The organism is Mobiluncus curtisii subsp. curtisii ATCC 35241 (assembly GCF_000146285.1).
In the GTDB taxonomy this organism is placed as follows: domain Bacteria; phylum Actinomycetota; class Actinomycetes; order Actinomycetales; family Actinomycetaceae; genus Mobiluncus; species Mobiluncus curtisii.
Genome location: NZ_GL385912.1, coordinates 1,844,246 through 1,866,678, shown reverse-complemented (window position 1 = coordinate 1,866,678; position 22,433 = coordinate 1,844,246). Strand labels below are relative to the sequence as shown.

The window sequence follows — 22,433 nt, the reverse complement described above, 5'->3', positions numbered from 1 at the left end:
TCGTACCGATTAGGGCGACCGACCGGTCCACGGTGAGGTCGCCCTAATCGGTACCACGGGATGTGGTGACAGATTCGTCCCGCCGCCACCGTTGAGTCAAATTAAATACATTCCTGACAAAACCGTAACTCAAGGAGAAACCGATGACTCCATTCCAAGGTGTGTTATTGGTCGTACTGGTGGTGTTTACCCTGGTCGGCTATAAAATCATCAGTCAAGTTCCCAGTCTGTTACACACTCCGCTGATGAGCGGGATGAATGCTTTTTCTGGGGTAACCGTGCTGGGCTGTCTCAGTGCAGCCGCATTAGCGGTGAGTTTGGGGTCAAAAGCACTGGGCTTGCTGGCAGTAGCGCTGGCGATGGTGAACATTGTCGGCGGGTTTGGGGTTACTGACCGGATGCTGCGGATGTTCGACAAGAAACCCAAGTCCGTTGCTGATGGAGGCGCTCAGTCGGGAGAGGGTGAGTGACTATGAATAACGCTTTGGCTCTGGTGGGAGCACCAGCCCCGAACAGCCTGCTCTACTATGCCGTTTCGGTAGTGTTGGTGATACTGGTGCTGGTGGGATTAAACATGCTGTCGAGAGTGCAGACGGCAGTGCGCGGAAATCTTTTGGGCGCCTTGGCGATGGCTTTGGCTATCGTAGCGACGCTGTGGAACTTCGGGATTCTCAGCGCGGTCGAACTCTATGCCGCGATGCTGGTCGGATCGCTATTCGGGGTCATCATTTGGCGTAAAACTCAGATGATTCGGATGCCGCAAACCGTGGCTCTGCTCAATGGCTTGGGCGGTATGGCCTCGATGCTCGCCGGGGCGCTGGCCCTGACTGGGCACGCCGATAACAATGCTTTTGCCCAGTTCACTGCCGGTTTAGCGGTCGCTGTTGGTGGCGCTACCTTCTTTGGTTCCCTCATTGCAGCAGGGAAGTTGCACCAGATACTCGATCAGCACCCGAAAGTGCTCCCCGCGCACTCCGTGTGGGTGGGGCTGAGCCTGCTGGTCAGTTTAGGCGCTGCCCTCGCTTACGTTTTTCCACCGTTCAGCAGTCCGGGTGGGGCACAAACAGTGCTGCTCATCGTCCAGATTGTGGCTGCCAACCTGTTTGGTTACCTGTTGGCGGTACGGGTAGGCGGAGCCGATATGCCCATCACGATTTCCCTGCTCAACTCCCTGTCCGGGGTGGCGGGAGCCATCGCCGGCTTGGCGATTTCTGACCTGCTGCTGGTGGCTATCGGGGCTATTGTGGGAGCTTCTGGCTTGCTGCTGACCCAAATCATGTGCCGGGCGATGAACCGGCATCTCATGGATATTTTGCTGGGCAAGACTTCCGTCAGCACCGCTGCCGCAACTCCAACTGAAACTGAATCGGAAAAACCAGACGACTCGGCTTGTGCAGGCGAGACTGACACCAGCGAAACCACCCGTGGTGACCGACCGACACTCGCAGCGCCTGTCGCGGATCCGGAAACTACGTTCGCAGACTGGGTAGAAAATGCTCAGCGCGTCATCCTGGTGCCCGGCTATGGAATGGCATTGTCTCAAGCTCAAGCCCAGGTCAAACGCCTGTTGGACTACCTGGAAAAGTCTGGAAAGACCGTGGACTTCGCAATCCATCCGGTGGCGGGACGGATGCCCGGACACATGAACGTGCTGCTGGCTGAGGTCGATGTGGATTACGAAAAGCTGCGGGAGATGAAAGACATCAACGATGATTTCGCGAGTGCGGATTTGACCGTGGTCATCGGGGCTAACGACGTGATGAACCCGGCGGCAAACACTGCTGAAGGCACCCCAATCTACGGAATGCCCGTGCTGAACGTGGGGGACTGTGCTCATGTGGCCATCTTTAACTTCGACTTGAAACCGGGCTATGCCGGAGTGGAAAACCCGCTGTATGCTCGGGCAGAAACCGAACCGGAACGGGTGCTGATTTTCCCAGGCGACGCCAAAGAAACTCTGGCGGCACGGTTGGACGCACTTGGGGCGCCGCCGGCGATTGAGCTGTTTTAGTCCCTGACTTTCAGCCTGATTTGGCGAGAATTACGGGTCAACAACCGGGCGCTCCGTAGATACGGGGCGCCCGGTCGGTTTACCCTCTGAGTGAGTTTTTGGCGGCGGTTTTAGCTGTCTTCATAATGTGGGCGTCGAGAGTTTTCTTGGAGGGAACCCCAAACAGCAACAGCACTCCGAACAGCGACACGAGGGTATAGAACCAGAACAAGCGGATAAATCCCCGATTGAGCTCCAGCTGGAACGTCGACTCGATAGTGTCCGCGTGAGCGTCGATGTCCTGGAGATAATCCTGGCGGGCTTGCTCTAAAGCTGGTGGGACGAAACCCAGCCGTTTCTTCATGGCGTTACTTTGGCTGGCGAACGTGTAATTCGCCAGCTCCTTGGAACGTGCCACAATGTTGGTGACATCCGCGCTCTGGAGGCGATTGAGCAACTTATCAGGCAAGTTAGACATGGAAAAATTGGGGTTGATTGTGTCTCGAGGAGGGACAGAGGATTGCGTGTCACCGCGGGGGTTACCGGTTGACGTTTGGTTTTTGCTGGAGTCTTGCCCTGCTGAGGGGGGCATTTGCCCCTGGCTCGATTGATTGCCGACCCCCGGCATTCCATCAGGAGCCGCTGCCATAGTGTTGGACAGGGCAGGCATATCCGGCTTCGGCAGGACATCCATAACCTTTTCGGACAGACCACCCATAGCGGTGGCGAGCAGACCCACCATGATAGCTGGGGCGAGAGTGGTAGCTAGCGATCGTGTTAAGGACAGCGTCGCCTGACCGGTATTCGCGTCACGGCTGGGCACCAGGTGCAAAATCAGGTAGGTCAGGGGAGCTCCCATCAAGAACCCCAGTCCGAAGCCCATCACAAAGATGGATACGCTGGTTGACAGGAAACCGGGATACGGGGAAGTCCAGAAGATTAGCAACAGACCTGAGATGGCGGAAATCAGCATTCCTAGCCCCAGCACAAAGCGAGGACCGAGTTTATCGGTGAGTCGTCCGGAAATCGGTGCTGCGATACCGGAAGCCAGCCCGATGATAATCGTGGGGTAGCCGCCATCACCCGTAGGCAGGCGCATGGAGTTCTCGGCGAACTGCGGGATGAACATCACGGTCATCATGAGCGCGCCTGCAACCATCCCGAGCAACAAAGTCACCCCGACCGGAATGTTCGCGAAATAATCAAAGTTGATTAACGGGTCATGGACACGATGCTCGGTAACCCAGAACACTATCCCCGCAATCGCGAAAATCAGCAGGGAAACCCGGACATTGGAATCCTGGAAAGAGAAACCGAGGTCGGTGAAATCCAGGTGCTGAAACATCCACAACAGGGCAGTGATAGCAACGACGATTAAGACGGTGCCCGGAATATCCAAGTGGCGACCCGCTTCGGCGCGCTCGCGGTCCAAGAACAGTGCCCCCAGCACTACCACTGCCAGGGCAATCGGCACGTTAATGTAAAAAATCCACTGCCAGTTATCGGTGCCAGCTATGTCCATGATGAGAGAGCCTGCAGAGCCGCCAATGACTGAGGCCACGCCGTAAACCATGCCGACCAGCCCCAGAGCCATACCGCGCTTTGCGGGAGGAGCGATGACCCCAGCAGCGGCGGTAGCTACTGGCATCATGCCTCCGCCACCCACGGCTTGTATCACTCGGGAGGCTAGCAGCAAACCGAAAGATTGAAAGTCTTGGGCGAATCCACACCCTAGTGAACCAATCCCGAACAGGGCGATAGCTAGCACATATACCGGCTTGCGCCCTAACACGTCTGCCAGTTTGCCGATAACGGGGATAGCAATGGCATACGCCAGGGTGTAAATCGTAAAGACCCAGACGCCAGCCTGGTCATCGACTCCTAAGCTGTTTTGGATGACGGTACGCGCCGGATTCACGATGCCCATATCCAAAGCACCCATGAAGATCCCTGCCAGGTACAGAGCCAAAATCAGTCCCCAATGATTCGGCACAGTGTGTTCCAGCGAAGCTAAACCTGTGGGGTTTTCGTGGTCATTTTGCGTTTCTGCCTCACTGTGTGCCGGGGCAGCTGCGGGTTCATCAATGGTAGTAATCACGGTCATGTGATTAAGTATATTGATAGTTAAGAAACTTAATCAAATTAATAGACGGCTCTAGCGGAGCTGTGGGAAAAGGCAAGTTTTCCTCAGAGGTTACTGGTTTTTGTGGGGTTTAGGAGAAGATTTCGTGTGGTGGGACTCGCCAATCTGGTCGGTGAATTCTGACAGCATCTCCGTGAACTGTTTGATTTCCTGGTTAGAACGGTCGGCGAACACGCCATTCAGGTCCACATTTACGGAACCGACAAAGTTGTGACCCAGCTTGTCTCCAGATTCCGCAATCCGCAGCACTGCCCGGCGGCGATCTTCTGGATCTGTTTGCCTGCTGATGTATCCCAGATTGACCAAACGATCCACCAAATAGCTGGCGGCAGCGCGAGTAATGTGCAACCCATCGGCGAGTTCCGAGGGCGAGAGGGGCTTTCCGGCAATCTCGGAACGCCAAATCATCAGCAGACCATCGCCATCCTTGCCGTGCATTCCTAAGTCGGCTGAGATATTGGCAATCAAATTGTTAGCGGAGAACACCAGGCGGTGAAACTCGTAAACCAACTGTTCACTCAGCGCCGAGCGCTCCTTATCGACTTTAGTAACCTCACTCATGATGTTAAGTATATTGACAGTTAAGTGATTATAACTAAACTGGGCAGTTTTCCGCGGCTGCCAGATACCGAGTCGATGCCAGGTTTTCTGAAACTGAGTGAATTTCGGCATATCCAAGGCTCACTCCATAAAGATGTCTCAAATCAAACGAACCACCTGACGCGCGATGGCGAGCTCCTCGTTGGTGGGTACCACCAGTACCAGCACTTTTGAGTCATCGGTAGAGATGCGCCAAATTGCCTTGGAACGGTCACGATTTTCGTTGCGTTCGCGGTCAATCTTGACCCCGATGAACTCGAGTTTTTCACACAAGCGCCGCCGGATGCGGTCATCGTTTTCGCCAATGCCGGCGGTGAAAGTCAGCACGTCCAAGCCGCCCAACTCAAAAGTATAGGCACCGATGTACTTCAACAAGCGCTGCTGATAGGTCTGCAAAGCCAGCAGGGCATCGGAATCGCCCTCGTCACGGCGTTTCCAGACATCGCGCATATCATTATCTCCGCACATACCTTTCATACCGGATTGCTTGTTAAACAGGGTGTCGACTTCATCCACGCTCATTCCTTTGCGCAGCAGGTGGAACACCACAGCGGGGTCAATATCGCCGGTACGGCTGCCCATGACCAGACCCTCCAGCGGCGTCAAACCCATAGAAGTGTCCATGGGCAGGCGCCCCAGTTCTGCGCAGGCGGACGCACCATTTCCCAGATGCAGGGTGATTTGTTTGACAGTGTCGTCGCCCAGGTAGTCACAGACTTTGTTGGCTACAAATTCATGGGAGGTACCGTGAGCGCCATAGCGACGGATACGGTAGTCATGCGCCACCTGCTTGTTGAGGGCGTAGCTGCGGGATTTTTCGGGCAGACCGGCAAAGTATGCGGTATCAAAAACAGCTACGTGGGGCAGGTCGGGCCACAGTTCCATAGCGGTGTCGATGCCGATGAGGTGGGCGGGATTGTGCAAAGGCGCCAAGTCGCACAGTTCCTCAATCTTGGCGCGGACATCATCGTTCACGATAGCCGGTCCTTTGAAATGCCAGCCACCTTGGACGATACGGTGACCAAAACCGGATAAATCTACGTGTTGCAAGTCAGGTCCGTGGGCTGCGAACATCTCGATAATCTGGGTCAAGGCTTCCTTGTGACTCGGAAGGGGCAGTGCCGCGCTGAACTTGCTGGCATGGACTTCGTGGGTAACTTCCCCTCGATCGGTGCCGATACGTTCCGCTTGACCTTTGGCCAGCACGTCACCGCTGATGGGTTCGATTAGCTGGTACTTCAGGGAGGACGAGCCGGAGTTAATCACAAAAATGGTTTGGTGGCGCATAATGATTGTTCCTTTTTCTCTTCACAAGGGCGTTCGTGGGGTTTCTTTCCGCGGGAGCCTAGCCTTGGGCTTGGATAGCGGTAATGATGATGGTGTTGCTGATGTCATCCACGGTGGCTCCGCGTGACAAGTCGTTGACCGGGGCGTTTAGTCCTTGCAAGATAGGTCCCACCGCCAGCGCGCCACTGGTGCGCTGCACTGCTTTATAGGTGATGTTTCCGGAGTTCAAATCGGGGAATATGAACGTGTTTGCTTGTCCGGCAACGGGGGAGTGCGGAGCTTTCTGGGCAGCCACGGACTCGACTACTGCGGCATCAAACTGGAGCGGACCGTCGATGGATAACTCGGGGGCTGCCGCACGGGCTTTTGCCGTCGCCTCCCGGACCAGGTCAACCAGCGGACCCGAACCGGAGTCAAGCGTGGAATAGGACAGCATGGCAACTTTCGGTTCCAAGCCAAACTGGGTCGCAGTCTTTGCGGAAACCACCGCAATGTCTGCCAGCTGGGCGGCGTCCGGGGAAATCGTCACTGCACAATCTGCATATAGGTCAAAATGATCGTCGAAAACCATGAGGAAAGCCCCCGAAACCAGTTTCACGCCGGGCTGGGTCTTAATGAGTTGTAACGCGGGACGAATGGTGTGGGCGGTAGTGTGAGCCGCTCCTGAAACCATGCCATCGGCATCCCCGCAGACAATCATCATGGTGCCAAAGAAAGAAACATCTTTCAGAGTCTCCCGCGCAGTGGCTTCGTCCATACCCTTATGCGAGCGCAGTTCCACCAGCTTGGCGGTGTATCGTGTCAGCTTTTCGCCATCGTGGAGACTAACTATTTCAGCCGCGTCCAGGTCTAGGTGCAGTCGTTTGGCAGATTGCGCAATCTGTTCCGTTTCTCCTAGGAACACAATGTCCGCAGCGCCGGTTTGCAAGACTCGAGCGCCAGCTTGCAGCACGCGATCATCGTCTGATTCCGGTAACACGATGCGTTTTCGACTGCCCGCAGCTTTTTTAGTCAAGCCGTTGAGAAATAAGGTTTTGAAGTCGCTCACGTCCAGCTCCAATTCTTTGGTCAGGGTTTGGAAACCCCCGGTGGGATTAGACTAAGTCTAGAGATAATCCTACTAACGTTTTCCCAGACAGATTTAAATCCGGTATTGGTAATCCGTTGAAAACCTGACCGGTGTGCAGTCTTGGGGTGTAGCCTTAGTAAAAATTTTGCTCAGCGGGATGACAATTTCAGAAAGGAATCCGTATGTCCGGTCGCGTTACTCTGCCCATTGAAAATGGAATGGACGATGAAATCCGTCAGGTAGCCAGGCTTTGGGGGGCTGATGCGGTACGCAACTCGGACGGAACCAAGCTGCCCCCCATAACTTCTGAATTGGGGGCGAAAGTATATGAAACCTATTTCGTGGGACGCGGAGATAATGATTGGGCTGCTGCTCATCCCCAGGACAGGCCACAAATTTTCCTGATGAGTCAGCGTTGCCCGGCCCTGGGTGAGGAACCGCTGCGTATCTCTGTCATGGATGGTTACCTGGATAAACAGGTCGAGCCGGATATTCAAGCTGACCTCCAGCGCTACTGGCAAGTAATCGATCGCACCACCGGGGAAACCCTCCCTTCTGAAAAGTGGAGTCTGACAGGAAAGGGAGCGGACACCCAGGTGTGTATCGCAAAGCCCGCAGCAGGTCACGTCTATACGGTAGATTTCCTAGCTTGGCAAAACTGGGATCCGGTGCAAATGTATAACTACATCACGAATCACTGGGAAGACGATCCGCAGCGGATACGCGAACAACCTTATGACATCCGTAATCCCGAAACTTGGGAATATGCCCAAGCCCACATGGACAAATGGCTAAAGGACCATCCACACGTGGACGTGGTGAGATTTACGACCTTTTTCTATCAATTCACGTTGGTATTTAACAATCGAGAAAAAGAAAAAATGGTCGACTGGTTTGGCTATCTCGGTTCCGTAACAAAGTTAGCGCTGGCTGAATTTGAATCTAAATATGGGTATGCGCTGACTCCGGAGGATTTCGTTGATGAGGGTTACTATAACTCGCCTTTCCGGCTTCCTCGCTCGCCATTCCTCAATTGGATGGAGTTTTTAGGTGAATTCGTCACGGAGCAGGCGCGCATTATGGTGGACAAAGCTCACCAGTCTGGTAAAGAAGCCATGATGTTTCTGGGCGATCACTGGATTGGAACCGAACCCTACGGGGATGATTTCCCTTCCATAGGTTTGGACGCCGTCGTTGGCTCGGTGGGGTCAGCGGCGACATGTCGGATGATTTCTGATATTCCGGGGGTGAAATATCATGAGGGGCGTTTCCTGCCGTATTTTTTCCCGGATGTGTTCTTCGAGGGAGCCGACCCGGTGCCTGAGCTAGAGGCGCGTTGGTCCCAAGCCCGTCGCGCGATTGTGCGTAATCCTTTGGATCGGATGGGATACGGTGGATACCTGTCCCTGCCCGTGAAATTCCCTAAGTTTGTCCAGAGAGTCTCAGAAATCACCGATGAATTCCGTTCTCTCCACGAGGTCAGCGGGGGTGCGAGACCGGCAGTGTCCACAATTAAAGTGGCGGTATTAAATGCTTGGGGGAAAAAGCGCTCCTGGATGACGTCGATGGTGGCTCATGCCAAGCCGTATTTCCAAACTTATGCCTACGAAGGCGTGCTGGAATCACTGGCAGGACTGCCGTTCACGGTGAGTTTTATTAACTTTAACGATGTGTCTCGCGGAGCCCTCGCGGATGTCGATGTGCTCATCAATGCCGGTCAGGCAAACACAGCATTTTCTGGGGGAGATTACTGGGCTAGACCCGATATTTCGGCGCGAATTCGTGAGTTTGTAGCTGATGGTGGCGGTTTCATCGGTGTCGGTCAGCCCAGTGCCTGTTTCGTGGAGGGAAGTGGAGCGTTCTTCCAGCTGAGCGACGTTTTGGGGGTGGATCAGGAAGTTGGTTGGACGCTGTCTACGGACAGGTACGTTAACGTAGCCGAAAGCCACTTTATTATCGAGGGATTTGACGCCCTGGAACAACGCAGTCGGGGCAGGGGATTAAAGGAGATTAACGTCCTTGAAGTGGAGTCGCAGCCCCAACCCGGACGGGAACAAGCGCTGCTCGATATTGGTCCCGGAGTGGGGAGCATCATTCCTACCGGTGGTCAGGTATTGCAATTTATCGACGGTTCGGTTGACTTGAGTGTTCACGAATATGGCAAAGGTCGGTCGGTTTACTTTGCGGGGCTACCCTACAACAGTGTGAACTCACGGTTATTGCATCGTGCAATTTATTGGGCAGGTCACGCGGAGGAACGCCTTACGGAGAACTATTTTGCGGATCGACCAGAGGTAGAGGTGGCTTTCTACCCGGAGGCTCACAAAGCTTTTGTCTATAACAACTCGGATACTGCGCAGAGTGTCAATGTGAGAGGACCGAAGCCTTTCCAAGTCACTTTAGGGGCACGAGAATCCCGTTGGGAAGCTGTCTGAAATAATTTAGAAAACCCTCCCCAAGGTGGAAAAACTGTGGTTGTATTTAAAGTGTGGTTTCCTTAAGCCATGCTCATAAATAACCGAGGAAGGTAGATTAAACATGCAATTAACGTCTAAACTGCGTTTTGCTGCGATTTTTGCGGGCGTTGGGGCACTAGCTTTGACCGGTCTGACTGCGTGCTCTGATGGAGGCAAGGGAGGCGATACGGGTGCTTCCGGTAAACCGGTGACGATTAAATACCTGCACCGTTTGCCTGACGGGGAAGGCATGACCAAAGTCGACGAGGTAGTCGCGCAATGGAATAAAGATAACCCGGATATTCAGGTCGAAGCTGTTAAATTCGATGGTAAAGCTCAAGAGCTGATTAAGAAACTTGAGACTGACGTGAAAGCAGGCACGGCGCCGTGTCTGGCACAGGTCGGTTATGCAGATTTAGCTGAAGTTTATGTGAAACAGCTGGTAGAGGATGTTTCCGGAGAAATCGATAAGTACCGCGATAAATTTGCCGCTGGTCCGCTGGATTCCATGAGTATCGATGGAAAATATTTTGGACTGCCTCAGGACACCGGTCCGCTGGTGTACTACTACAACAAGGCAGCCTTTGATGAACTAGGTCTGACTGTTCCCACCACCGCTGACGAGTTCGTGGAGACCGCCAAGAAGGCTGCTGAAAAGGGCAAGTTCATTGTGGACTTCCAGACCGATGAAGCCGGTAATATGCTTCCGGCACTGAGCGCCGCTGCTGGCGATCAGTGGTTCAAGGTCGACGGTGATGCGTGGAAGATTGATACTGCTGGAGCTGGCTCCTCGAAGGTGGCTGACTTCTGGCAGAAACTCCTTGACGCGAAAGCGACAGCTACCGTGCAGCGTTGGGATGAAGAATCCTGGAAAGCAGCTTTGAACAACAACCTGATTGGCACCATCGGAGCAGCTTGGGAAGCTCCGCTGCTGGCAGGTGACATGGCTGGCACTCCGAACGAAGGCAAGTGGGCAGTAGCTCAACTTCCGAAATTTGGGGATGAGGCTGCGTCCGGTCCTGACGGTGGTTCCGGCGTGGCTGTGGTCAAGGGATGCGCTGCCCCGGCAGAAGCTATGAAGTTCAACGCTTGGTTCAACACGCAGATTGATGCTCTGGTTTCTCAAGGTCTGGTAGTAGCCGCCAAGGGCACCATGACTACCCCCGAAAAGGTCTCCGCATTCTACGGAGGTCAGGATGTGTTCGCAGAGCTGGCTAAAGCTAACAGTGCGATGAAACCCTTCACCTACATTCCGGGTTGGTCGGCAGTACAGGCAAACGCTGAAGTTGCTGCTAAGGCTGCGGATGGTTCCGGTAAAGTGGCTGATATCTTCAGCTGGAACGCGGATACCGCCAAGTCTACGTTGAGCAATCTGAATTTGAAGGTTTCTGAAAAGTAGCGTGTTTTGTTCCCAACGGAACAAAAAGCGAAATTTTTGAGTCATGGGTGTTCACTGAGCAGTTAGTTTCAGCGAACACCCATGACTCTGTTTGAACCAAATTGATGGGGAACCAGAATGAAAAAACAAGTTGAGGAAACAACGTCAGCACGGCTGACGACACCGGAAAAACAATCGTCGCTGTCTAGAGAGTCTCGGAGCGAGGGGAAGACACGGCGAAAGACATCACCGCAGGCAAAAATCCAAATTCGTGCGGGTTGGGCTTTTTTAGCTCCCTTTGTAATTTTATTTGTTCTGGTATTCCTGGTTCCCATTCTGGTATCGATATACTCCAGTTTTTTTCAGCTTAAGACTACCGGTGGGGGTGCGTACGGTGGGGGCGAGTCTGCTAACACATTTGTAGGACTGCAAAACTATCAATACGTCATCACCTCTCATGATTTTTGGATGGGGATTGGTCGCGTCATCCTCTATACGTGTTTGCAAGTTCCAGTAATGATTATTGCTGCCTTGGTTTTGGCGCTGGTGCTGGATTCATTCTTAGTGAGACATGCGACGATATATCGATTAGGTTATTTTCTGCCTTTTGCCATCCCCGGTGTCGTGGCGGCAATGATATGGCTCTACCTGTATAACACGGAGGTTTCTCCCCTGGTAAAGGGTTTAGCGGCAATAGGGATTAACGTCAATTTTCTGAGCCGGAACGTCGTGTTAGCTTCTATGGCAAACATGACGACCTGGACCTATACCGGATATAACATGCTGATTTTTTTGGCAGCGCTCCAGGCAATCCCGCAGGAACTCTCCGAAGCGGCGCGTATTGATGGCGCCAGCGGGCTGCAAATTATGACTCGAATAAAGATGCCTCTGCTGCGACCAGCGGCGCTGTTGGCAGTCTTGCTCTCTATCGTGGGCACTATACAGCTATTCAACGAACCAACAGTCATCAGCTCGACTCAAACTTGGATGGGTAAAGCCTATACGCCCATGATGATGGCATATAACACCACTATGGGAACTTTAACTCCCAGCGGAGATGGACCTGGCTCTGCGGTGGCGATTGTCATGGCGCTCATTGCCGGTGTGTTGGCAGTGGGATACTTCTTTGTCGATCGAAAGGTGGGCGGAAATGATTAAGAATCGTAATTCTAAACTTTCGCATATGGTGACTGAGCATTCTCCGCAAGGCTTCGACTATATTCCGTCTCGAGAAGGAATGCCGCCTCGGGCTATTGCTCCCTCCATGATTTCCCGCGGAATTACCACCTTTATGCTGATTCTGGTACTCCTTTATTTCATATTCCCGGTCTATTGGGTCATCATCTCAGCCACAAAGACTAACGCGGAGCTGGCTAACACGTTTGGATTGTGGTTTACAACGCATGGTGAGGACACTGAGAGTAAAAGTCTTATCGAGGCGATTGGCGTCAATTATGACAAGTTAATGAGCTGGACTCGAGGCAATTTTTGGCGCTGGGTAGCGAACTCTTTGCTTTATTCCACGGCTTCAGCCGCAATCGGAACTCTGATTTCGGTTATGGCGGGATATTCCTTGGCTAAGTTCACTTTCCCGGGAAAGAACTTGTCTACGGGTATCATCATGGCGGGATTGTTAATGCCTGCCGCGCTTTTGACGGTACCGATGTATATCGTCTTTTTACATCTGGGGATTTCTAACACTATGGCATCCATTATCGTGCCGTGTTGTGTGTCCCCTTTCGGGGTTTTCCTGGGACGAGTTTACGCGCAAACTTCGGTTCCTACCGAACTAATCGAAGCCGCACGTATTGATGGAGCTTCGGAAGCGCGCATTTTCTTTACCATAGTATTGCGCATCCTTGCTCCCGCTATGGTCACGATTTTCTTGTTCATCTTTGTGGCTTGCTGGAACAACTTCCTGCTGCCTTTGATGATGATTTCGACCGATACTCTGAAACCGGTCACTTTAGGACTGTACGGGATGATGAGTTACTTTAACCCAGAAAAAGGTGCCGTTATGATGGGTGCTCTGTTCGGGGTAATCCCGCTGATTATCCTGTTCTTAGGTCTGCAAAAGTACTGGCAGTCCGGTCTAGCTGCCGGTTCGGTCAAAGGTTGATTTTCGTTCCTTACCTACCGCGGTGACTACTATCTAAGGTTCAGAACTTTCACAAGAGGTGGCGAGAACAACATGACTTTTGCTTTCCCGGAGCGTGGCGTGACTTTGTGCGCTTCGCAAGTTGGTATTTCGATAGAGTTTATTGAGGCTCTGCTGGAGCGGATGCATGAACTCGAACTAAACACGCTAATTTGGGAATTGAAACTCAAATCACCGCGTTGGGAACGCGCGAATACCTGGCATTATTACACTTCATCGCAAGTATCGCAGATATTAGCGTTAGCGCAACGACTCGGGATTGAAGTTATTCCCGAGGTGAATGCGCCCGGGCATATGGGAATTTGGCTAGAAAACTATCCGCAATATGCCTTGCGGCGACCCGATGGAAGTGTAGACCCGGAGGGCAGATTAGATATTACCAATCCGCAAGCAATTGAGTTCTATCTCCAGATAGTTGCTGAATACCTGCGTATTTTCCCCAGTCGTTGGTGGCATATGGGTGCAGATGAATACATGATTCACGATTCCTTCACTAACTATCCGTACCTCGCGGAATATGCCCATCAGAACTTCGGACCCGATGCTAGTGAATACGATGTTTTTAACTCTTTTGTTAATCAAGTTAACCAGTTTGTAAAAGGGCAGGGCAGGCGTTTACGAACCTGGAACGATGGAGTACGCGAAACTTCCGTGGTGCATTTGGATACCGATATTTTGATTGAATACTGGAAAGACGAAGGTCTGCGGATAGCAGATTTTAGACAGCGGGGACACGAGGTTATTAATAACAGCGAGGTTCTATATTGGTCCAGATCTCATCCCCCGTATCGAGTCGATGCTCCCGCACTGTGGGAAAGCAACTGGGATGCCCGCACTTTTATCGGCAATCAATACCTCTCCGACTCACCACGGGACGGTGCAAGCGGGCAGCGAGGCTTGCGAGTTTCAATCTGGCCTGATGAGTCCTATCGGCAGACCGAGCATGAGGTTTGGGAAGCCATTCAAGATTCCTTGATGCTGGTCGCTGAGTTGGGTAAATACGGCACTAAACGCAATCATGATTGGCGCGCCGTCCGGATGAGTTATCCCCCCGTGCCCACAATAGCGGGCAGTACCGTGTCTCCCGGTCTGTATGAGATACCTGGACTGGACGCGGTAGGAAAGGGACCCTGGCGAGTCCAGCACACGCCAGATGGATATTGCACCCTCGCGGATACAGCTTGCGGAAAGAACTTGACCTTGAAAGACGGGCAAAAGCATTTGGGTGTGGTTACCCAAGCCGGGGCGCGCCCGTCGCTGGAGCCCCCAGCTGACATGTCCGTGAGTTGGCCTGCAGGATGGGATGAAGCTGAAAGCCGAAACACTCAAAAATGGATAATCAGCGCTGCAGTTTTCACAGATAACCCAAACCTATCCCAGACTGATGAAGTTTTTTGCATAAAACCTGCCCTAACCGGTCAAATCCTAACCCACACTTGTGAAGGCGTAGCACAGTGGCCCTTCGACAGTCTACGGGGCGAGGGCACGTTCACATTCCGGAAAGTAACGCTCTCGACAGTCGATAAAAAACCCAGCTCTGACATCATTTGATGCCAGAGCGAAGAAGGGGTTCGAAGAATCTAGTGTGCGAAGAGTGTGTTCTTTAGGGCAAAGCGGTCTGCCCGGAACAAATATTCACCGTAGGCGGCAATCTTTCCGGATTCGTCATAAGAGACATTTTGGATGCTCAGCACCGTGGAACCCGCAGGAATCCTCAGGAGCTGAGCCTCTGGACCACAGGCCTTGCGGGCAGACACCGCTTGACGAGCCATCGTCACGACAACGCCACGCTCGGCTAGGGCACTTTCAAAAGAATCACGTTCTAAGGCGGTGGCAGCCGGAGCAATCGAGGAACGAATCATGTCAAACATGAGCCCCGCGGGTTGCCGATCAATCATGCGCAGGCGACGGATAGTGGTTACGTTGGTGCCGGGAGCCACCTCCAGTTTCGCACTGACTTCCTGGTTAGCTGGGGAGGCGCCGTAAGACAAAACTTCCGTAGACGGCTTGTGCCCGTCCGCCTTCATCTGGTCAAAGATGGTGGAGAGGGCATTAGGGCGATGTACCCGGGTCGGAGCTACCTGAGTGCCGACACCACGGCGACGTACCAGCAGTCCATGGTCACCCAGCTGCTGGAGGGCTCGACGAGCAGTAGGGCGAGAGACATTGAGGCGTCGTGCCATGGAAAGCTCATCTTCCAAGCGCGTACCGGGGGTAAGCTGACCAGAAAGAATCAATTCTTCAATCGGCTGAGCTATCTGATGGTAGAGCGGAACTGGGGAGTTGCGATCCAGTCGAACGTCAGCTTCGAAGTAAGTTGGTACCTGACTCATGGCGGGTCTCCTTTCCCTTATGTCATTGGTCTATCCTTTGACCCTACATATTATTGTATCGACAATTAATGCCTTTACATTAGCGAAAACCGTTGAAATATCAACGAAATATCCCTGAATAAAGTCTGGGAAATTCGGAGTCAATTTATAGCGAAGAAATGTTTTAGGATTAACCCATGGCTGAAAACTTGCAACACGGTAAACCCGTAGGACCCGTCTTAGTTGTCGACTTTGGTGCGCAATATGCCCAACTTATTGCGCGCCGAGTTCGTGAGGCGAAAGTTTACTCGGAAATTGTGGGACATAACCTGACCGCCCGGGAAATATTGGATAAACAGCCTTCAGCCATCATTCTCTCAGGTGGACCGTCCTCTGTTTATGCTCCGGGGGCTCCGACCTTTGACCCGGCAGTTTTTCAGGCAAATGTGCCGGTACTGGGCATTTGCTACGGGTTTCAGGTCATGGCACAAGCCCTGGGGGGAACTGTTAGCCCTACCGGAACTTCCGAGTACGGTCGGACCAACTTGGAAGTGACTCCGGACAGTCGGCTGCTGGAAGGAACCCCTTCTGAACAGGTAGTTTGGATGAGTCATGGGGATGCGGTTTCGGCTGCTCCCAGCGATTTTCAAGTTACCGCGGCGACGGATGATACAAAGGTAGCAGCCTTTGAGAATCCTGAACGAGGGCTGTATGGAGTGCAGTGGCATCCCGAAGTTCGTCACAGTGCCTACGGTCAACGGATCCTGGAGCATTTTTTGCATGACCTAGTCGGGCTGGATCCGGTGTGGACGCCACAATCCATCATCGACACTCAGGTGGAGGAGATTCGCCAGCGCGTGGGCGATGCCCAGGTTATCTGCGGATTGTCTGGCGGGGTGGATTCTTCCGTGGCGGCTGCCCTGGTTCATAAGGCTATCGGTGACCAGCTGACATGTATATTTGTAGACCACGGTTTGCTGCGTGCGGGGGAGCGCGAGCAAGTGGAACGAGACTACGCCGCCAACATGGGAATCCGGGTCAAGTCTGTAGACGAGTCCGCCCGCTTCTTGGGAGCGCTGGCGGGGGTGAGCGAACCGGAACAGAAACGCAAGATTATCGGTCGCGAGTTTATCCGCTCTTTTGAAGCCGCCCAACGTGAGGTCGTGGCAGAGATTGGCGCCAGCGGTGGGGAAGTGAAGTTCCTGGTACAGGGGACTTTGTACCCCGATGTGGTGGAATCTGGTGGCGGCAGCGGCACGGCTAATATCAAGTCGCATCACAATGTGGGCGGATTGCCTGAGGACTTGAAGTTTGAGTTGATTGAGCCGCTGCGCAAACTGTTTAAAGACGAGGTTCGTGCTCTGGGGCGCGAATTGGGGTTGCCCGATGTCATCGTGAACCGTCAGCCTTTCCCTGGCCCGGGCTTGGCTATCCGCATCATTGGGGAAGTTACCGAAGAACGCTTGCGGATATTGCGAGCGGCGGATTTGATTGTGCGCAACGAGCTGACCGCAGCCGGGCTGGACACGGAGATTTGGCAGTGTCCCGTGGTGTTGCTGGCGGATGTGCGTTCTGTAGGGGTGCAGGGTGATGGGCGGACCTACGGGCACCCGATCGTGTTGCGTCCGGTTTCCTCAGAAGACGCGATGACTGCGGACTGGTCGCGCTTGGATTGGGACTTGGTGGCGCGGATTTCTAACTTGATTACCAACCAGGTCCCCGAGGTCAACCGCGTGGTACTGGACTGCACGTCCAAGCCGCCGGGGACCATTGAGTGGGAGTGAACTTAGCCCTCGTTCCATCTAGCTGCAAGCCGCCCGTCTAGTGGCGGTGGCTAGCATCTAGTGGTAGGAATAGGACAAAGCCACCGGAAATTTCGATGAGTGGAATTCGCCGACCAGCCCCGAAATCAAGCGATTTCGGGCTTCTCTTACCTCCTTTGAACTGCGGAAATACTCTTAACGCCTGTTCAACGCCTGCACAGGATGAGATTAGTTGGCATGAAACAGGACTTGTCCCGAAAACGTGCCAATGCCAACGAAATGATTCCATCGCGTTTTTCGGTCACGGCGCCATCTTGGGGCCCTGCGTGTAGTCACCGTGTAATCACCCCGCCTTTTGGCGCTCCGATTCCGTGTATGCGCAGGTAGGAGCGAAGAGTGACAAACCTCCCGGAAACCGGGTTCGGACGCGTTTCCGACAGGTTCTGACGGCATCCGAAGACCCTGGAGTCACTCTCGCCGCGCGTCCCAGAACCCTACTCCGAACGTTTATGGGACGCTTCCGAATTGCAGTAGTTGCCGAAGAGTGACAATCCCGGCGGAAAGAGAAGGGGGCGCCCGCGCCCCCGACAGCTTTATCTGTGCGCCCTCAGCCCTTGAAACGGGCCTTCCAGGCCCCGTAGTCCTCCTCGGAGATCTCCCTGGCGGAGAGCCAGCGCGCATGCGCTTCCACGCCTCCAGGGCCCGGTCGGCCTTCTGGGAGCCCGGGCGCCGGCCGCGTGCCTGGCTCGGCCGCCCTAGGCGTCGTCCTCCACGGCAAGCCGGTCCTCCCTCGACCGGTAGCTGCGCCAGCAGCAGTAGAGGTATCCCAGCACCGCTGCCGCCGACAGCGCGGACACGATGACGAAGATGGCGACGTCATTGAGCCACATCACGGAGGTCCAGCCGCCGAGGCCGACCTCGCTGGACAGCCTCCCGAGTGCCGCCGCGACCCCTATCAGCAGGGAAACACCCGCGCCCTTCCAGACGAGGCCCGTCCCGCCGAAGGTCTTGGCCTCCAGAACGCGGAGAGAGTCGCTGACGGCACCGCTTCTCGCCTTGGCCAGCGCGACGAGAGCGAGCGCGGCGACCAGGGCTGCGAACTCGACCGACTCCCCGAGGGAGCCTCCGCCCGTCCTGGCTAGGTAGTTGAAGCGAGAGGAGATGTCGAACAGCACCCCGCCGGCCAGGATGTAGAAGCCGGCCCGGTAGACTGGGGCGAGGACCGACGACATGCGCTCGTCCTTCCCCTCGCTCTGAGATGTGATGATGTCTTTCATGATGCCCCTTTCGGCTAGTCCCAGAACAGCTCGTCAAGCGTCTTGCCGAGCTTCTTGCAGATGAGCTTGCAGAGATTGAGGCTGGGATTGTAGTTGCTGGCCTCGATGCTGCAGATGGTCTGGCGGGTTGCGCCGACGTCCTTGGCAAGCTCGGCCTGCGACAGTCCCGCCTCCTTGCGCGCGGCGCGCATCCTTTCGTTTCGTTTCTGAATCACGCTCTTCTCCTCCGCGAAGCAATGGTAAATGTCAAATATATCCGACATGAAAAGTATCCACGATATTTCTCTTAATGTCAAATATAGATGACACGAAACGCTCCGCATCGCCGCATGGGCGGTGAGTCGCGCCTGCATCGTGCCGAACGGCGTGCTGTTCCGCAGTAACTCGAAGGCCTACGAGCAGCTGCGTCGCGAGCTGGTGGAAAACCAGAAGCTCGAGGCCATAATCTACATGCCGTCCGGCGTTTTCAAACCCTACTCCGGGGTGAGCACCGCGATTCTGGTATTCACCAAGACTGACGCGGGTGGCACCGATGATGTGTGGCTCTACAATATGGAGGGCGACGGTTACACTCTCGACGACAAGCGCGACCCCGATGAAAAGCACGATGACATCCCCGACATCCTGAGCCGTTGGCGCAATCTCGGCGCCGAGCGCGACCGTGCTCGCACCGAGAAGAGCTTCCTGGTGTCCAAGAGCGAGATTGTAGAGAACGGCTATGACTTCAGCTTTAACAAGTACACGGAGACTGTCTACGAGCGCGTAGAGTATCCGCCCACCGAGGAAATCCTGGATGACCTGGCCGACTTGAACAGGCAGATGACTGAGAGTCTCGCGGAGCTTCGCCGTATGCTCGGTGGTGGTCAGAATGACTAACAAACCCCAATTTGTAGACCTGGGAAGCGAAAGAAACGAAGTCCTTTCTATTCTTGATGTGGTTGCGTATGTCTGCTAAAAGCGTACAATTGCAACGTGACTTATTCGAATCACATAGCTGCTCTAAACGAGCTCTCCGCCTCGGAGGGTGTCTTCACCACGGCTCAAGCCGCACGGCTCGGAATCACGCGCAACGCCCTGTCCCAAGCCGTGACCTCTGGTCGAGCTGAGCGAATAGTGCACGGTGCATACCGGCTTGCCGGATTACGAAGCGATTTCACAGACGAGCTTGCGGCTGTCTGGAAGCTAACTGATCCAGCCGCATTCACCCACGAGCGCATAGAGGTCGGCGCCTGGGACGGAATCGTCATCGGCGGAGCGACTGCGGCAAGTCTGCAGAACCTCGGCGACTTCTACCTGTCACCGTATCGCATCTACGCACCGCGTAGAATTAATTCCCGCATGAAATCAGCGAGTATCGCCATCAGAAGAATCAACCCGGACGACGTGGGCTGGATTAAGGGGCTACCTGTTACGCTTCCCGAACGAACGCTCGTCGATCTTTGCCTGGACAACGAAGAATGGTCTTTGGTGGAAGACGCCTTCAACTCTGCGGGAAATCTCGACTATGACCGCCTGGTGAAGATAATTGCCGACCAGCCGGAGAGGAAGAGCGTGCAGGAATCGTTATCGGCGATTCGCGGACTCATGGAACGGCGCCTCGACAAGGAGTGCGCCAGATGAGATACCAGACTCCAGCGGCACTCGAGATGGCCGCAAAGGCGGCAACCAGACGATCGGCGCTCGACACGGGTCGAGCCATGACCGGGTTCTATTTCCACAGGCTTCTTTGCCGTATTTTCAGCGACCCACATCGCGCTTTCGTGCTTAAAGGCGGTCAGAGCATGCTCGCCAGAACCGTGGACGCGCGTGCGACGAAGGATATCGATCTACTCTGTAATGAGCGTTCTCTGGAGCGAGCCCTCGAAGATCTGAAAAGGCTTGCCTTTGTGGACCTTGGCGATTACATGCGGTTCACGCTTGTATCCGCTGACCCGATAAAGGCAGAGGACGAATATCGGAGCGGACTGCGCGTTGTTTTCCAGCCCACGCTTGGCTCGAAGAGCCTGCAGCCCATTGCCATCGACCTCGTTGTCGACGAGGTTCCACTAGAAAGTGCGGAGCTCATCACCCCTGCGGACAGGATTGAGGTCGAAGGGTTGCCGGTATGCGACTATCTGGTCTATCCCGTCGAGAGCGCGTTGGCGGATAAGCTCTGTGCACTGGTTGAAAGGCACGACGGTAGAGCCTCCTCCCGTGTGAAGGATCTTGTTGATATTGCGGTCTATGCGGTGACATGCTCCATAGATGGAGGAAAGCTACGAGAGCGCGTGCTACAGGAAAGCGCCGTGCGCGGCATCGCCCTACCTGAGACATTTTGCATCCCAGATGAATGGGGCGCTCCTCATGAGCGGCAGTACGAGAGGCTGTGCTCCCAGACCGGTCTGCCCCATTCGCTTCGGAGCATTGACGCGTCAGTCGAACTCGCAGGCAGACTTTTCAATCTTGTGTATGCCGGTTTTGCAGATGGTATGACCTGGAATCCGGTAACGTGCGAATGGGAGTAAAATCGATTTTTTATAGAACAAGGAAGACGCCCGCCCCGCCGCGTCTATGGGCGGGCATCTGATTATTCGTCCGCGTTCTGGTTTTCAGAAGCTTCGGATTCGCCCGTTTTAAGTTCCGTTTTATCAGCGCGTGTCTTCAAGAAGTAGACGCCATCGCCATCGATGAGCATGGCATCTGCCTCGTTGTAGATGAAGTTCATGCGTGCCAGTTCGTTTTCACGCTCTTCGCCTATAAGGGCAATCGGGTCGGCAACACCAGCGGCCTGGCGATAGCAGTCCTTATTGATGGCTGCCTGCTTCTGAGCTTCCTTACGCATGGCAACCGGGGTGATACGCGGTGCGTTATGGGTGACAAAATGCCCAAGGTCGAATAACGCGTTCTGGTGCTCGTAGTCGTCCTTCTCCGCATCTGGCACGGCAAGCAGACCCCCGCGGACGTTATTGATCCGTTCGGTGAGAAGGGTCTGTGCGTTGTCGCGCACCTCAGCGTAGTCAGTGAGGCACCGTTCTACCTTTTCACGTTCCCGTGCTATCCTCGCTGCACTGAAATCTTCGTCGTATTGCATGGATGCCTGTTCGGCAGCCAAGAAGAGGCGAAATGCCGCTAGGGCATCACGCTCCCTGCCTTGGAACTCGTTGAGCCTGGCTCGTACCTCGTCATCCTTCATTCGTTTCGGGCTCTCCATGTGCGCACCGAACTCCCTCATCGCTTTCACCTGGAACTTCCAGGCCTTGAGGGTTTCAACGCAGATTCCTTCTATGGCGTTGTGCACGGCTTGCTTTTTCTCTGGGTTTGTCGAGATTTCCTCATACTGGGAGATGTATTCGCAAAGCCTCTCGAAGCGCGCCTCGATGTCAGCCTCACGCTCGAGTCTCATCTCCTGTTGAATCGCCGTGATACCGGACTCGATGCTTTCGAGCTGCTTGCTTATCTCCGCCATGTATGCTTGACCGACGACGATCGCCGCCCCTTGCAGAGCCAGGTTGGCGACAGCGAACGGTTGAAGCTTTGCCTGTCGGATGGCGGCCTGGGGCTGGAACTTGCCATTCTTGAGGATGCCGAGCTGCTTCCACTCTTCCCAGCCGGGAGTCTTTCGATTGAGCAGGTCGTTCCAACCCGCTCCCTTGGGAAAACGCACGATTGCGTGGTTCCACGGAGCCGTCGCGTCTGCCGCTGCTGCCGCCATAGGTATAAGGGCGTCTGCGTATGCCGCCCCACCAATCGCTTTGGCGTCAATCTTGACGTGGTCATACAGAGCAAGGTCGACATCGCCGCTGTCGATGGTGGGCATGATTTCCGCGCTATCCGTCCTGATAATGGTGTCGCCTTCGCAGTCTTCTTCCGGTTCGGAGTCGCTGTCGTGCTTGCCAGGGAATGGGAATTTCATAGCTGTGCCCGCCTGTCGCAATAAAAACTGGTTTTTCATAAACTGCAGTCAATATTTTAACGTTTAGGCTGCGTAAAGATTAACGGAGCGGTGCGGCGTCGGTAACAT

19 protein-coding genes are annotated in these 22,433 nt (G+C 54.3%); 11 read left to right on the top strand and 8 right to left on the bottom strand.

From position 1 onward, the window contains the following. Nucleotides 1–143 precede the first annotated feature (143 nt). A complete protein-coding gene (locus HMPREF0574_RS08005) occupies nucleotides 144–470 on the top strand; it encodes an NAD(P) transhydrogenase subunit alpha part 2 (protein WP_004008230.1) in 327 nt (108 codons plus the stop codon). A 2-nt stretch (nucleotides 471–472) separates the two neighbouring features. Further along, nucleotides 473–2,011 carry an NAD(P)(+) transhydrogenase (Re/Si-specific) subunit beta gene (locus tag HMPREF0574_RS08000; protein ID WP_211574648.1) on the top strand — a complete coding sequence of 513 codons (1,539 nt, stop codon included), beginning with the start codon at nucleotides 473–475 and terminating at the stop codon, nucleotides 2,009–2,011. Between the two features lie 79 nt (nucleotides 2,012–2,090). Here HMPREF0574_RS08000 and HMPREF0574_RS07995 read toward each other — a convergent pair whose 3' ends face one another. The 4 genes from HMPREF0574_RS07995 to pta form a co-directional block, all read right to left on the bottom strand. Next, nucleotides 2,091–4,094, bottom strand: coding sequence for an MFS transporter (locus HMPREF0574_RS07995; RefSeq protein WP_004008228.1), 2,004 nt, complete (start codon nucleotides 4,092–4,094; stop codon nucleotides 2,091–2,093). A 90-nt stretch (nucleotides 4,095–4,184) separates the two neighbouring features. After that, nucleotides 4,185–4,694 carry a MarR family winged helix-turn-helix transcriptional regulator gene (locus tag HMPREF0574_RS07990; protein WP_036325100.1) on the bottom strand — a complete coding sequence of 170 codons (510 nt, stop codon included), beginning with the start codon at nucleotides 4,692–4,694 and terminating at the stop codon, nucleotides 4,185–4,187. 138 nt (nucleotides 4,695–4,832) lie between these two features. Beyond that, complete coding sequence (locus tag HMPREF0574_RS07985) at nucleotides 4,833–6,020, bottom strand: acetate/propionate family kinase (protein WP_004008226.1); 1,188 nt, start codon at nucleotides 6,018–6,020, stop codon at nucleotides 4,833–4,835. Between the two features lie 58 nt (nucleotides 6,021–6,078). Continuing rightward, nucleotides 6,079–7,068, bottom strand: coding sequence for a phosphate acetyltransferase (gene pta / locus HMPREF0574_RS07980; protein WP_236585921.1), 990 nt, complete (start codon nucleotides 7,066–7,068; stop codon nucleotides 6,079–6,081). A 203-nt stretch (nucleotides 7,069–7,271) separates the two neighbouring features. On the opposite strand from pta, the gene gnpA reads away from it, so the two are divergent. The 5 genes from gnpA (at nucleotide 7,272) to HMPREF0574_RS07955 (ending at nucleotide 14,632) form a co-directional block, all read left to right on the top strand. Continuing rightward, nucleotides 7,272–9,524, top strand: coding sequence for a 1,3-beta-galactosyl-N-acetylhexosamine phosphorylase (gene gnpA, locus HMPREF0574_RS07975; protein ID WP_004008224.1), 2,253 nt, complete (start codon nucleotides 7,272–7,274; stop codon nucleotides 9,522–9,524). A gap of 103 nt (nucleotides 9,525–9,627) precedes the next feature. After that, nucleotides 9,628–10,944, top strand: a complete 1,317-nt coding sequence (locus tag HMPREF0574_RS07970; RefSeq protein ID WP_004008223.1) for an ABC transporter substrate-binding protein — start codon at nucleotides 9,628–9,630, stop codon at nucleotides 10,942–10,944. A 117-nt stretch (nucleotides 10,945–11,061) separates the two neighbouring features. Continuing rightward, nucleotides 11,062–12,081, top strand: coding sequence for a carbohydrate ABC transporter permease (locus HMPREF0574_RS07965; protein ID WP_004008222.1), 1,020 nt, complete (start codon nucleotides 11,062–11,064; stop codon nucleotides 12,079–12,081). Beyond that, the gene (locus HMPREF0574_RS07960; RefSeq protein WP_004008221.1) at nucleotides 12,074–13,042 is read left to right on the top strand and encodes a carbohydrate ABC transporter permease; all 969 of its coding nucleotides are present in this window, start codon (nucleotides 12,074–12,076) and stop codon (nucleotides 13,040–13,042) included. The genes HMPREF0574_RS07965 and HMPREF0574_RS07960 overlap by 8 nt, the downstream gene beginning before the upstream one ends. A gap of 72 nt (nucleotides 13,043–13,114) precedes the next feature. Then, complete coding sequence (locus tag HMPREF0574_RS07955; RefSeq protein ID WP_004008220.1) at nucleotides 13,115–14,632, top strand: family 20 glycosylhydrolase; 1,518 nt, start codon at nucleotides 13,115–13,117, stop codon at nucleotides 14,630–14,632. Between the two features lie 29 nt (nucleotides 14,633–14,661). Here the strand turns inward: HMPREF0574_RS07955 and HMPREF0574_RS07950 are convergent, their stop codons facing one another. Further along, the gene (locus HMPREF0574_RS07950; RefSeq protein ID WP_004008219.1) at nucleotides 14,662–15,414 is read right to left on the bottom strand and encodes a GntR family transcriptional regulator; all 753 of its coding nucleotides are present in this window, start codon (nucleotides 15,412–15,414) and stop codon (nucleotides 14,662–14,664) included. Nucleotides 15,415–15,590: 176 nt separating this feature from the next. On the opposite strand from HMPREF0574_RS07950, the gene guaA reads away from it, so the two are divergent. Beyond that, nucleotides 15,591–17,177: a glutamine-hydrolyzing GMP synthase gene (gene guaA, locus HMPREF0574_RS07945; protein WP_004008218.1), complete on the top strand. Its 1,587-nt coding sequence runs from the start codon at nucleotides 15,591–15,593 to the stop codon at nucleotides 17,175–17,177. A gap of 734 nt (nucleotides 17,178–17,911) precedes the next feature. On the opposite strand, the gene HMPREF0574_RS07940 is transcribed toward guaA, so the two are convergent. Together HMPREF0574_RS07940 and HMPREF0574_RS09855 are read right to left on the bottom strand one after the other, a co-directional pair. Further along, the gene (locus HMPREF0574_RS07940) at nucleotides 17,912–18,433 is read right to left on the bottom strand and encodes a hypothetical protein (RefSeq protein WP_004008217.1); all 522 of its coding nucleotides are present in this window, start codon (nucleotides 18,431–18,433) and stop codon (nucleotides 17,912–17,914) included. 14 nt (nucleotides 18,434–18,447) lie between these two features. Beyond that, entirely contained in the window at nucleotides 18,448–18,648 is a 201-nt protein-coding gene (locus tag HMPREF0574_RS09855) for a helix-turn-helix transcriptional regulator (protein ID WP_231294252.1), read from the bottom strand. Nucleotides 18,649–18,769: 121 nt separating this feature from the next. Between HMPREF0574_RS09855 and HMPREF0574_RS07930 the strand changes: the two genes are divergently transcribed. The 3 genes from HMPREF0574_RS07930 to HMPREF0574_RS07920 all read left to right on the top strand — a co-directional run bounded on the left by HMPREF0574_RS07930 (nucleotide 18,770) and on the right by HMPREF0574_RS07920 (nucleotide 20,937). Beyond that, the gene (locus HMPREF0574_RS07930) at nucleotides 18,770–19,309 is read left to right on the top strand and encodes an N-6 DNA methylase (protein ID WP_004008215.1); all 540 of its coding nucleotides are present in this window, start codon (nucleotides 18,770–18,772) and stop codon (nucleotides 19,307–19,309) included. Between the two features lie 96 nt (nucleotides 19,310–19,405). Beyond that, on the top strand, nucleotides 19,406–20,053 hold the full coding sequence (locus HMPREF0574_RS07925; RefSeq protein WP_004008214.1) for a type IV toxin-antitoxin system AbiEi family antitoxin domain-containing protein: 648 nt from the start codon (nucleotides 19,406–19,408) through the stop codon (nucleotides 20,051–20,053). After that, entirely contained in the window at nucleotides 20,050–20,937 is an 888-nt protein-coding gene (locus HMPREF0574_RS07920; RefSeq protein ID WP_004008213.1) for a nucleotidyl transferase AbiEii/AbiGii toxin family protein, read from the top strand. Before HMPREF0574_RS07925 ends, HMPREF0574_RS07920 begins: the two co-directional genes overlap by 4 nt. Nucleotides 20,938–20,999: 62 nt before the next feature. On the opposite strand, the gene HMPREF0574_RS07915 is transcribed toward HMPREF0574_RS07920, so the two are convergent. Further along, nucleotides 21,000–22,364, bottom strand: coding sequence for a hypothetical protein (locus HMPREF0574_RS07915; protein WP_004008212.1), 1,365 nt, complete (start codon nucleotides 22,362–22,364; stop codon nucleotides 21,000–21,002). Nucleotides 22,365–22,433 lie beyond the last annotated feature (69 nt).